12 protein-coding genes and 1 riboswitch are annotated in these 11,580 nt (G+C 70.3%); of the genes, 3 read left to right on the top strand and 9 right to left on the bottom strand.

All coding sequences use genetic code 11. The features are described from left to right. Positions 1–893 (bottom strand): tRNA dihydrouridine(20/20a) synthase DusA (gene dusA / locus ACESL7_RS07355; protein WP_372892665.1); only part of this gene is annotated, 893 nt, incomplete at its 3' end. 188 nt (positions 894–1,081) lie between these two features. On the opposite strand from dusA, the gene ACESL7_RS07350 reads away from it, so the two are divergent. After that, positions 1,082–1,609 carry a hypothetical protein gene (locus tag ACESL7_RS07350; protein ID WP_372892664.1) on the top strand — a complete coding sequence of 176 codons (528 nt, stop codon included), beginning with the start codon at positions 1,082–1,084 and terminating at the stop codon, positions 1,607–1,609. Between the two features lie 209 nt (positions 1,610–1,818). Here ACESL7_RS07350 and gcvP read toward each other — a convergent pair whose 3' ends face one another. The 4 genes from gcvP to ACESL7_RS07330 form a co-directional block, all read right to left on the bottom strand. Continuing rightward, the gene (gene gcvP / locus ACESL7_RS07345; RefSeq protein WP_372892663.1) at positions 1,819–4,659 is read right to left on the bottom strand and encodes an aminomethyl-transferring glycine dehydrogenase; all 2,841 of its coding nucleotides are present in this window, start codon (positions 4,657–4,659) and stop codon (positions 1,819–1,821) included. Between the two features lie 104 nt (positions 4,660–4,763). Next, positions 4,764–5,123: a glycine cleavage system protein GcvH gene (gene gcvH, locus ACESL7_RS07340; protein ID WP_372892662.1), complete on the bottom strand. Its 360-nt coding sequence runs from the start codon at positions 5,121–5,123 to the stop codon at positions 4,764–4,766. 17 nt (positions 5,124–5,140) lie between these two features. Continuing rightward, positions 5,141–6,259, bottom strand: a complete 1,119-nt coding sequence (gene gcvT / locus ACESL7_RS07335) for a glycine cleavage system aminomethyltransferase GcvT (RefSeq protein WP_372892661.1) — start codon at positions 6,257–6,259, stop codon at positions 5,141–5,143. 159 nt (positions 6,260–6,418) lie between these two features. Continuing rightward, positions 6,419–6,508: riboswitch (glycine riboswitch) on the bottom strand. A 37-nt stretch (positions 6,509–6,545) separates the two neighbouring features. Continuing rightward, positions 6,546–6,989, bottom strand: a complete 444-nt coding sequence (locus ACESL7_RS07330; RefSeq protein WP_372892660.1) for an RrF2 family transcriptional regulator — start codon at positions 6,987–6,989, stop codon at positions 6,546–6,548. A gap of 93 nt (positions 6,990–7,082) precedes the next feature. Between ACESL7_RS07330 and ACESL7_RS07325 the strand changes: the two genes are divergently transcribed. Together ACESL7_RS07325 and ACESL7_RS07320 are read left to right on the top strand one after the other, a co-directional pair. Continuing rightward, positions 7,083–7,658 (top strand): gamma-glutamylcyclotransferase family protein, encoded by a 576-nt coding sequence (locus tag ACESL7_RS07325; RefSeq protein ID WP_372892659.1) that lies wholly within the window; start codon positions 7,083–7,085, stop codon positions 7,656–7,658. 73 nt (positions 7,659–7,731) lie between these two features. Next, positions 7,732–8,478: a hypothetical protein gene (locus ACESL7_RS07320; RefSeq protein ID WP_372892658.1), complete on the top strand. Its 747-nt coding sequence runs from the start codon at positions 7,732–7,734 to the stop codon at positions 8,476–8,478. A 329-nt stretch (positions 8,479–8,807) separates the two neighbouring features. On the opposite strand, the gene ACESL7_RS07315 is transcribed toward ACESL7_RS07320, so the two are convergent. From ACESL7_RS07315 to ribB, 4 genes are all read right to left on the bottom strand, one after another. Further along, the gene (locus tag ACESL7_RS07315; RefSeq protein WP_372892657.1) at positions 8,808–9,122 is read right to left on the bottom strand and encodes a hypothetical protein; all 315 of its coding nucleotides are present in this window, start codon (positions 9,120–9,122) and stop codon (positions 8,808–8,810) included. 69 nt (positions 9,123–9,191) lie between these two features. Beyond that, positions 9,192–9,671: a transcription antitermination factor NusB gene (nusB, locus tag ACESL7_RS07310; protein ID WP_372892656.1), complete on the bottom strand. Its 480-nt coding sequence runs from the start codon at positions 9,669–9,671 to the stop codon at positions 9,192–9,194. A gap of 10 nt (positions 9,672–9,681) precedes the next feature. Further along, the gene (locus ACESL7_RS07305) at positions 9,682–10,233 is read right to left on the bottom strand and encodes a 6,7-dimethyl-8-ribityllumazine synthase (protein WP_372892666.1); all 552 of its coding nucleotides are present in this window, start codon (positions 10,231–10,233) and stop codon (positions 9,682–9,684) included. After that, the gene (ribB, locus tag ACESL7_RS07300; RefSeq protein ID WP_372892655.1) at positions 10,233–11,357 is read right to left on the bottom strand and encodes a 3,4-dihydroxy-2-butanone-4-phosphate synthase; all 1,125 of its coding nucleotides are present in this window, start codon (positions 11,355–11,357) and stop codon (positions 10,233–10,235) included. Before ribB ends, ACESL7_RS07305 begins: the two co-directional genes overlap by 1 nt. Positions 11,358–11,580 lie beyond the last annotated feature (223 nt).

Below are 11,580 nucleotides of genomic sequence, written 5' to 3'. Positions count from 1 at the left end.
CCCGGACACCCGGCGAAGAGGCCCAGCATGTGCCGCGTCACCTGGTGCAGGCGTCCACCCGCGGCGAGGTGATCCTCGATGCAGGGCAGCATGGCGCGCACCGCCTCCTCCCGCGTGGGGGCGTGGCCCTCGCCCCAGAGCCGCGCGTCGGCCTGCCCGAGGATGTCGAAGGGCCGGTGATAGGCCGCCCGCCCCACCATAACCCCGTCGAAGCCGTCGCGCAGGAAGCTCTCGACCTCGTCGAGCGACTGCACGCCGCCGTTGATCGAAAGGCGCAGATCCGGGAACGCCGCGCGCATGCCTCGCACCAGATCGTAGTCGAGCGGCGGCACGTCGCGGTTCTCCTTGGGGCTGAGGCCCTGCAGCCACGCCTTGCGCGCGTGCACGATCACATGCGCCGCCCCCGCCGCCTGCATCCGCGCAAGGAACTCCGGCAGCACCGCCGCGGGCGCCTGGTCGTCCACCCCGATGCGGCACTTGACGGTGACGGGCACGTCGACCGCCGCGCGCATCGCCGCCACGCAGTCCGCCACCAGATCGGGCGAGCGCATCAGCACCGCGCCGAAGCAGCCCGACTTCACCCGGTCGGAGGGGCAGCCGACGTTGAGGTTGATCTCGTCGAAGCCGGCCCCGGCGCCCATGCGCGCGGCCTCCGCGAGCTCCCGCGGATCCGAGCCGCCGAGTTGCAGCGCCACGGGATGCTCGCAGGGCGCATGGCGCAGGAGATGCGTCGCACCGCCCCGCACCAGCGCAGGTGCGGTCACCATCTCGGTGTAGAGAAGCGCCCGGCGCGACAGCGCGCGGTGAAAGACGCGACAGGCGCTGTCCGTCCACTCCATCATAGGCGCGACCGAGAGGCGAGACGCCTCGCAAAGCATTGTTTTTTCTCCCATAGCTTTTGCCTCCACGGCGCGAGTGCGACGCGTGTAGCACCGATTGCGCCCGATTGCCCCCGGTTTTTCAGGTCCCGCTCCCGCAGCGTTACGACGTAGTACCGTCCAGGTCGCCGCCAAAGCGGCATTGCCTGAGACGGCAGATACTGGTACACTGCATAAAATTTAATCACCGAGGGCGCTTCCTGATGGGTCTGTGGAACGCATTGCGAAGCCGCTTCATCGATGATGAGAATATCGAAGAAGTACTTGACGCCACTGAGCGAAAGGCGAAGCGGGCTTACGCACTGGCCTTGGCCGGGGACGTGATATCGAACGACGCCAGTGGCCGCCTCAACGACGCGGTCCGAGGGATCGGCGCAGTGAAGTCGAGAATTTCGACGGTCAACGACGTCCGCGGCAAGCTCGATGCCTTCTTTAAGCTCAAGGACGCCGTCGAGGTGCTGGAAGGCTGGCCCGACGATGGCGTTACGGACGAAGAGGCGGCCGCCGCCTTCGACGAGATGTTCGGCGCCGCGGCGGTCTTCGCCGACAGCTTGCCACCGCCGATCAATCAATATGCCCGGGTTCTTGAACAGGTTCAGATAAGCAGCTTTTTCGGGAACATGCAGCGTATCGGTGCCAGTCGCGTGGGCGGTAACGACTCGACCCCCACCGGCCGCCAGATGCAGATGGTCCTCGAAGAGTTTGATCGGCAGAACAACCCCGTCCGGTAACGACATCTCCGGCCTGCGCCGATCCCGGGAGGGCGCAGACCCCGTCACGCATGGGCTGCGCATGTGCTGAGGGGGCAGGCCCGACCCGGAGACGGCCCGCCTCGACGCTCTCGAAACAGGCGCCCCCCGAGGGCCGGCCCCGGGCACGCCTGCGGTGGAGGCCACAGTGCGGAAGGGGAGGGGCCTTGCCGCCCCTCCCCCGGCGGGGATTACTCCGCCGCCTCGGCGTAGCTCTCGAGCGGCGGACAGGTGCAGACGAGGTGGCGGTCGCCATAGGCGTTGTCCACGCGGTTCACCGGCGGCCAGTACTTGTCCACACGGAAGGTGCCGCGCGGGTAGCAGCCTTCCTCCCGCGAATAGGCGCGATCCCAGTCGCCCACCAGATCCTCGACCGTGTGCGGCGCGTGCTTCAGCGGATTGTCCTCCGGATCGGCGCGGCCTTCCTCGATGGCGCGGATTTCCTCGCGGATGCCGAGCATGGCGTCGCAGAAGCGGTCGAGTTCCGCCTTGGTCTCGCTCTCGGTGGGCTCGACCATCAGCGTTCCGGCGACCGGCCAGCTCATCGTCGGGGCGTGGAAACCGCAGTCCATCAGCCGCTTGGCGATGTCGTCCACGCTGACGCCCGCGCTGTCGGCGAAGGGGCGCACGTCGAGGATGCACTCGTGCGCGATGCGCCCCTTCGGCCCCTTGTAGAGCACGTCGTAGGCCCCTTCGAGCCGGCGCGCGATGTAGTTGGCGTTCAGGATCGCCACCCGCGTCGCCTGCGCGAGCCCCTCGCCCCCCATCATCAGGATGTAGGCCCAGCTGATCGGCAGGATCGAGGGCGAGCCGTAGGGCGTCGCGCTCACCGCGCCGTCGCCGGTCACGGGATGCTCTGGCAGATGGGGCACGAGATGCGCCTTCACGCCGATCGGCCCCATGCCCGGCCCGCCGCCGCCGTGCGGGATGCAGAAGGTCTTGTGCAGGTTCAGGTGGCTCACGTCCCCGCCGAGGTCGCCGGGCCGCGAGAGCCCGACCATGGCGTTGAGGTTCGCCCCGTCGATGTAGACCTGCCCGCCGTGGTCATGCGTGATCCCGCAGACCTCGCGCACCGTCTCCTCGAAGACGCCATGCGTCGAGGGATAGGTGATCATGCAGCCGGCGAGGCGGTCGGCATACTCCTCGGCCTTGGCGCGGAAGTCCGCGAGGTCGATGTCGCCGTTGTCGGCGGTCTTCACGGTGACCACCTGCCAGCCGACCATCTGCGCCGAGGCGGGGTTCGTGCCATGCGCCGAGAGCGGGATCAGGCAGACGTCGCGGTGCCCCTCGCCGCGTGCCCGCTGCCAGCGCGCGATCGTGAGCAGCCCCGCGTATTCCCCCTGCGCGCCGGAGTTCGGCTGCATCGAGAAGGCGTCGTAGCCGGTGATCGAACAGAGCTTCATCGACAGGTCGTCGATCAGGTGCTTGTAGCCCGCCGCCTGCTCCTCGGGCGCGAAGGGATGCATCAGCGTGAAGGCGTCCCAGCTGATCGGCATCATCTCGGCCGCGGCGTTCAGCTTCATCGTGCAGGAGCCGAGCGGGATCATCGCCCGGTCGAGCGCGAGGTCGCGGTCCGAGAGCCGGCGCATGTAGCGCATCATCTCGGTCTCGGCCCGGTTCATCTGGAAGACCTCGTGCTCGAGGTAGGGCGTGCGCCGCAGGAGCGCGTCCGGCAGCCGGAAAGCCCCGTCCTCGGACAGCCCGCCGATGATGCCGAAGGCGCGCCAGACGGCTTCCACGATCTCGGGCGTCGTGCGCTCGTCGAGGGTGATGCCCACCTTCGTCGCGCCCACGGCACGCAGGTTGATCCCCTCGTCCACGGCCGACTTCATCACCGCGTGCTGAAGCGGGCCGACATCCACGGTGATGGTGTCGAAGAAGGTCTCGGGCTCCACGCGGAAGCCCGCCGCCTCGAGCCCGCGGGCGAGACGCACGGTGCGCGCATGAATGCGCTCGGCAATCGCGCGCAGGCCGTTCGGCCCGTGGAAGACCGCGTAGAAGGAGGCCACCACGGCGAGGAGCGCCTGCGCCGTGCAGACGTTCGAGGTCGCCTTCTCCCGGCGGATGTGCTGCTCGCGCGTCTGCAGGGCGAGGCGATAGGCCCGGTTGCCCCGCGCATCCACCGAGACGCCCACCAGCCGCCCGGGCAGCGCGCGCTTGTAGGCGTCCTTGGTCGCGATATAGGCGGCGTGCGGCCCGCCGTAGCCCACCGGCACGCCGAAGCGCTGGGTCGATCCGATGGCGATGTCGGCCCCCATCGCGCCCGGCTCCTTCAGCAGGAGAAGCGACATCGGATCGGCCGAGACGATGCCGATCGCCTTCGCCGCATGCAGCGCCTCCATCTCGGGGGTGAAGTCACGTATCTCGCCGTAGGTGCCCGGATACTGGAAGAGCGCGCCGAAGACGCGCTCGGCCTGCAGGTCCTCGGGGGCGCCGACGATCACCTCGATGCCGAGCGGCTCGGCGCGGGTCTTCACCACCGCGATGTTCTGCGGGTGGCAGTTCTCGTCCACGAAGAAGGCCCTGGCCTTCGACTTGGAGACGCGCTCGGCCATGGCCATCGCCTCGGCGCAGGCCGTCGCCTCGTCGAGCAGCGAGGCGTTGGCGACCTCGAGGCCGGTCAGGTCGCTCACCATCGTCTGGAAGTTCAGCAGCGCTTCCAGCCGGCCCTGCGCGATCTCGGGCTGATAGGGGGTGTAGGCGGTGTACCACGCCGGGTTTTCGAGCACGTTGCGCTGGATCGCCGGCGGCGTGATCGTGCCGTGATAGCCCATCCCGATCAGCGATGTGAGCACCCGGTTCCGGTCCGCGACCTCGCGCATGACGTCGAGCGCGCCGCTTTCCGACAGCGCCGGGCCGAAATCGAGCGGCTCCGCCTGCCGGATGTCGGCCGGCATCGTCTCGTCGATCAGCGCCTCCAGGCTGCCGGCGCCGACGACGCGCAGCATCTCGGCCATCTCCGCCGGGGAGGGGCCGATGTGGCGCCGGTTGGCGAAGTCGTAGGGCTGGTAGTCGGTGGGCTGATAGGTCATGTGACACTCCCTTTGTCCGGCCCGCCTCCGCGGTCCGTGTCCTCGTTGGCGCGTCCCTCGCGCAGCAGGCCCGCGCGCGCCCGGCGCGCCGGCCCGTCGCCGCTTCAGCCGACCAGTTTCTTGTAGGCGGCTTCGTCCATCAGGTCGTCGAGCTGCGACCGGTCGGAGGGGCGGATCTTGAAGAACCACGCGTTGCCCAGCGGGTCCTCGTTGACCATCGCCGGGTTCTCGACGATCGCGTCGTTGACCTCGGTGATCTCGCCATCCACCGGCGCGAGGATGTCCGAGGCGGCCTTGACGCTCTCGATCACGACGATCTCGTCGTCCTTGGTCACCGTCGCGCCCTCATCGGGCAGTTCGACGAACACCACGTCGCCGAGCTGCTCGGCCGCGTGTTCGGTGATGCCCACGACGATCACCTCGTCCTCGTCGCGCAGCCACTCGTGGTCCTCGGTGTATTTCATGCCGTCCCTCTCTCTGTTCATCGCTTCGTGCGTGCCGGCACGAAGGGCAGGTCGCTGACCGTGACCGGCAGGCGCTTGCCCCGCACCTCGCCGAAAAGGGCGTGCCCCTGCCGCGCCAGCCCGGCGGGGACATAGCCCATCGCCACCGGCGCGCCCACGGTCGGCCCGAAGCCGCCCGAGGTGACCGTGCCGACCGGATCGCCGCCCGTCTCCTCCGCGTAGAGCGCGACGCCCGCGCGCATCGGTGCGCGGCCTTCGGGGCGCAGCCCGACGCGGGCGCGCTCTGCGCCCTCTGCCATCTCCTGAAGGATGCGCGCCGCACCGGGAAAACCGCCCTCGCGCGCGCCGCCCGCGCGCCGCGCCTTCTGGATCGCCCAGCCGAGGCCCGCCTCGATCGGCGTCGTGGTGCTGTCGATATCCTGTCCGTAAAGGCAGAGCCCGGCCTCGAGGCGCAGCGTGTCCCGCGCGCCGAGGCCCGCAGGCGCCACCTCCGGCCGGTCGAGAAGCGCGCGCGCCACCACCTCGGCCCGGTCGGCGGGCAGCGAGATCTCGTAGCCGTCCTCGCCCGTGTAGCCCGAGCGCGAAATCCACGCCGGCACGCCCGCGACCTCCATCTCGGCCACGTCCATGAAGCGCATCGCGGCGGCCTCGGGCGCCAGCGGGGCGAGCGCGGCTTCCGCCTCCGGCCCCTGCAGCGCGAGAAGCGCGCGGTCGCTCAGAAGGCGCGCGGGCACGTCCGCGGGAAGCCCGGCACGCAGGAGCGCCATGTCCGCCTCGCGCCGCGCGGCGTTGATCACGAGCCTGATCACGCCGCCGTAGTTGGCGATCATCAGGTCGTCCTCGATCCCGCCCTCGGCGTTGGTGAAGAAGGCGTAGCGCTGCCGGCCGGCCTTCAGCCCCGCGATGTCCTGCGGCACGAGCGCCTCGAGCGCGGCGGCGGCGGTCTCCGCCGGCGCGTCGAGCACCACCTGCCCCATGTGGCTGACGTCGAAGAGCGCGGCGCGGTCCCGCGTCTGCGCGTGTTCGGCCATGACGCCGGCATACTGCATCGGCATCTCGACGCCGGCGAAGGCGCCCATCTTGGCGCCCAGCGCGCGGTGCAGCGCGTCGAGCGGCAGTCGGTCGAGCGGAGCCATCGCCCCCCCTTTCCCGTTCGCCGGCGTATCAGAAGCGTCCGGCATCCCGTTTTCGGCGCGCCCTCCGGCGCGCCCGCGATGCCCCCTCTGTCCTTTCGCCTGAGATCGCTATCCCTTCGGCGGGCGCGCTTGTGGGCGCACCTCTCTCCAGAGTCGTATGTGGTCGGATCGGTCCGGACGCCTGAGAGTTTCCGGGGCGGTTGCTCCTTCGGCACCGGCCGCGGGGGCCGGTTCTCCCGATCTGACGGACATCAACCTAGCGCCCGGCATGTCGCGCGGCAACCCTCTAGCGGCAGGTGGCCGGCGCGAGCAGTGCCTCGAGCTTGGGATTGTCGCAAACGAGGGCATCCAGGGTGATCTCGTCGAGATGCGCGAAGAAGGTCTCGATCGCGTCGGTCAACGCCGTGCGCAGCCGGCACCCGTCCTTGAGCGGACAGGTGTTGTCCGTGTCGGCGAAGCATTCGGCGATCGGCACGGGCGCTTCGAGTGCGCGAAAGACCTGCCCGATCTGGATCGCGCGCGCCGGCCGCGCGAGGCCGAGTCCCCCGTGACGGCCGCGCTGCGTGCGCAGGTATCCGAGCTGCGCGAGCTGATGGACGACCTGCGCGAGATGATTCTCCGACGCGTTGCAGCGCTCGGCGATCTCGTGCTTGGTGACGAGACGGTCGTCGTGCAAGGCGCAGTACATGAGGACGCGGATGGCGATGTTGGTTCGCTTCGTGACGCGCACGGGGAAGCCTTTCCGGAGTGGTCCGTGCCACACCCTGCACCGAACAGCCGCGCACCTGTTTGACATGCATCAACAGCGCAGCAATTTCCCTGCATGGCAGATGACCCGCATGTCTTCGGCTACGGCAGCCTCGTGAACCGCGCGACGCTCGATGGGGGTGCGGCGCATCCGGCGCGCGTCACGGGCTGGCGCCGCGTCTGGCGCCGCGCCCCCGGGCGCCCGGCGGCGTTCCTCTCGGTGGAGGAGGCCCCCGGCACGGAGATCGAGGGGCTGATCACGGCAGTGCCCCGCGGCGACTGGGCCGCGCTCGACGCCCGCGAAGCGGCCTACCGCCGCTCCCCCGTGACCGGCCAGGTCCGCCACGCCGCGCCCGGCCGCCCGGAGGTGGCGCTCTATCGCCTCGCCGATCCGGACCATGCCGCCCCCTGCGAGGCGCATCCGATCCTGCTGAGCTACATCGACGTCGTCGTGCAGGGGTTCCTCGCAGAGTTCGGCCGCGCGGGTGCGGAGCGCTTCGCCGTGACCACCGCCGGCTGGGCGGCGCCGGTTCTCGACGACCGCGCGGCGCCCCGCTACCCGCGGGCGCAGCGCCTCGCGGCGCAGGAGCGCGCCGTTGTCGACGGGCTCCTCGCCGATCTGCCGGTGACGGTGATCCGCGCGGCGGATTGAGCGCCGGCGATGGGAATCGCCGCGCGGATCGCGTAGGCCCTCGGGCAGGACCGGTTTCAGGAAAGGGCGCGCCATGGCCGAGACTCCCGGGACGCCGGAGGGCGGCACCGACCGCCGCCGGATGAAGGCGGTGCTGCTCGCCGTGGCGGCGCTCCTCTTCGCCGTGGCGCCGCTCGCCGTGCCGTTTCAGGGCTTCGACCCCGACCTCTTCCCGGTGCCGCAGGACGATCCGCCCGTGCAGCCCGCCGGCTACGCCTTCGCGATCTGGGGGCCGATCTACCTCTGGCTGCTGGTCTCGGCGGGCGTCGGCCTGTTCCGCCGCGCGGGCGACGCGGACTGGGACGCCCCGCGCTGGGCGCTGACCGGCAGCCTCGCGATCGGTGCGGTCTGGCTCTCTGTCGCGCAGACGAGCGCCGTCTGGGCGACGGTTCTGATCTGGGCGATGCTGCTCCTCGCGCTCGCCGCCCTCTTCCGCACGCCCACGCGGGATCCGTGGCTCCTGCGCGCGCCGGTCGCGCTCTATGCCGGCTGGCTCACGGCGGCGTCCTGGGTGTCCGTCGGGCTTCTCGGCGCGGGCTATGGTGTCGGCCCCGGCGCGACGGGCTGGGCGCTTCTCTGCCTGCTCGGCGCGCTGGCCCTGGCGGTTCCGGTGCAACTCCGTGTCGGACGGGCGCCGCTTTACGGGGCCGCGGTGGTCTGGGCCCTCATCGGCATCGTCGTGGCGAACCAGGGCACGCAATGGACCGTCGCCGCGCTCGCGCTCGCGGGGGCCGTGAGCATGGCCGCGACGACCCTGCGCGGGTTGCGTCGGACCACCTGAAACATGTCCCGCAAAGGGCAGGGCCCGCCCGCGCGCGTCCTAACCTGCGCAATGCGGCGGTTGGAGGGTATCTCGAAGCCGTCCGCGCGCGGCATCGCATGACCTCGACGCAAGCGGGCGTGGCGCGGGGAGATCTCGGCGCTGAACCCCGCAAGTCCCGTGGCAACGCGGGGTGCGCGCATCCTCCGCCAATGATGGTGCAGAGCCCTGCACCTGCTGAGCCGCTCTCACCGATTCCAGCCGACCATGACCCGCGTCATGTCCAGAGCCGAAGGGGAGGGCCGGAGCGGATCAAGATCATGACGCGCCGTCCGGCGTCAACGACCGGATCAGAGGCGGCGGCGCGGCCCATCGTCGGCGCGGGCGGGGACGGTGGCATATTCGACGGCTTCCGGTGCGCGCGTGCCGCCGCTGTCGTCGTCGTCCTCGGCGAGGCGCATGATCGAGATGCCGAACTGCACCCCCGAGAAGACGATGCCGTTGAAGAGCCAGAGCAGGCCGACGGCGAGCGGCCCGGCCGGATCATGCGTCACGAGGTGCCAGAGGTTGGCCACGTTGAACCACAGGATCATCGCGACGAACCCGGCCGAGATCACGAAACCGAGGATCACCTGGCGAATGTAGAGGCGGATGAGCTTGGGCATCGGGGTTCCCTTCCTGGACTTGCACTCAATGTAGCGGAGAGTGCGGCGAGAAAAACCCCCGGAGGCGGTCTAGAACGCCTCCGGCCGGGCTTCGCGCGCCATGTGATCGAGCACCGCGTTGACGAGACCTGCCTCCTTGCCCTCGGGAAAGAAGGCGCGCGCGATCTCCACGTACTCGGTGATCGCCACCCGCGGCGGGGTCTCCATCGCGACGAGTTCCGCACCGCCTGCGCGGAAGAGCGCGCGCAGCGTCGGATCGATTCGCGCGATCGGCCATTTGGCCACCAGGGCCCTGTCCGTCATCTGGTCGACGCGCGCCTGCCAGTTCACCGCCTGTTCGACGACGGTGCGGAAATGATCGGGGTCGCCCTCGGCCATCTCGTCGCCGTCGTAATGCGCGCCGAAGCGGTGATCGAGAAACTCGCGGATGACCCGGTCCGAGGCCTGCCCGGAGGCTTCCATCTGAAAGAGCGCCTGCACGGCGTAGAGGCGGGCGGCGGATCGCATCTGCCGCGCCTCGGGGGCACGGGGGACGGTGTCGGACGTCATGTCTGGCGGCTCATCGGGTGGTGGAGGGATCGTCCCCGGCGGCGAGGCTGGCCTCTCCGCCCGCGGGCACGAAGCCGACGGGTTTCTGCCGGCCGCCCCACCTACGCGCCAGCGCGATCAGATGCAAGGCCGCCGCAGCGGCACCGCCGCCCTTGTTCTGCGCCCCCGGATCGGCGCGCATCTCGGCCTGCGCGCGGGTTTCCACGGTGAGGATGCCGTTGCCGATGCAGAGCCCCTGCAGTCCGAGCAGCATCAGCCCGCGCGAGCTGTCGTTGCAGACGGTCTCGTAATGCGTCGTCTCGCCCCGGATCACGCAGCCGAGCGCGACGTAGCCGTCGAAATCCGACAGCCGCTCGGCCATGCCGACGGCGGGCGGAATCTCCAGCGCACCGGGCACCTCGACCGTCTCGTGCGTGGCGCCCGCGGCCTCGATCTCCGCGACCGCGCCCGCGATCAGGTTGTCGGCGATGTCGCGGTAGTAGGGTGCGACCACCAGAAGAAGCTTCGGGGCCTTGTCGAACGCGGGCCGCGGCAGGGTGTAATGCATCTCCTGTCCGGCCATCATGCCCCTCCGTCGATGCGGCGCGTGCCCACGATCTCGAGACCGTAGGCCTCGAGCCCGACGACCTTCGGCTGCGGCGAATTGGTGAGCAGGATCAGTTCGGACAGCCCCAGCGACGAGAGGATCTGCGCCCCCAGCCCGTACTGGCGCAGCGTGCGCGGCGCGACCTCGTCCGGCCGGGTCATCTTCATCTCCGTGTCGCGCAGCAGGACGACGACGCCCCGCCCCTCTCGCGCCACCTGTTCCATGGCCTGCCCGAACTCCCCCGCGCGCCCCGGCGGGCCGGAGCCCACGACGTCGAGCATCGGGTCGAGCGCGTGCATCCGCACCAGCACCGGCCCGTCGCCCGGAATGTCGCCCTTCGTGAGCACGATGTGCTCGTCTCCATGCGCCGTGTCGGTGTAGATGCGCCGGCACCACGCGCCGCCGAACTCCGAGGTGACGGTGTCCTCGCGCACCACGCGCACGAGGTTGTCGTGTCGACGGCGGTAGGCGATCAGGTCGCTGATCGTGCCGATCTTCAGCCCGTGGCGCTGCGCGAAGGCGACGAGCTCGGGCAGCCGCGCCATGGTGCCGTCCTCGTTCATGATCTCGCAGATCACGCCCGAGGGGTTCAGCCCGGCGAGGCGCGAGACGTCCACCGACGCCTCCGTGTGCCCCGCGCGCACCAGCACGCCGCCGTCGCGCGCGCGCAGCGGGAAGACATGCCCCGGCGTCGCGATGTCCTGCGGCCCCTTCGCCGCGTCGATCGCCACGGCGATGGTGCGCGCCCGGTCGGCCGCCGAGATGCCCGTCGTCACCCCCTCGCGCGCCTCGATCGAGACGGTGAAGGCGGTCTCGTGACGCGAGGAATTCTGCTGCGCCATCAGGTCGAGGCCCAGCCTGTCCACCCGCCCGGCGGTGAGCGCGAGACAGATCAGACCGCGCCCGTGCGTCGCCATGAAATTGATCGCCTCCGGCGTCGCCATCTGCGCCGGCACCACGAGATCGCCCTCGTTCTCGCGGTCTTCGTGATCGACGAGCACGAACATGCGCCCGTTCCGCGCATCCGCGATGATCTCCTCGATGGGCGAGATCACCTCCTGCCAGCTCTCCTCGACCGGGCCGGGGCGTTCATAGGTCATGCATGAGCCTTCCATTGCTGTGGCGCATCTAGCCCAGCGACGCCGCTTTGACCAGAGCGCCGCGGCGCCGCACCGACCGCAAGCACCGGCCCCAAGCACCGGCCCCAAGCACCGGCCCCATCATCTTGGTCCAAGTACTCTCGGGGGGTGAATTGGCCGAAGGCCAAGAGGGGGGCAGACAGCCCCCCCCCTCGCGCGCCGGCAAGCCCCGCGCTCCGTCGAA

This window comes from Rhodosalinus sp. (genome assembly GCF_041685465.1).
Classification (GTDB): Bacteria; Pseudomonadota; Alphaproteobacteria; order Rhodobacterales; family Rhodobacteraceae; genus Rhodosalinus.
The sequence above is the reverse complement of the archived record's forward strand: the minus strand, read 5'-3'. Positions and strand labels throughout refer to the sequence as shown.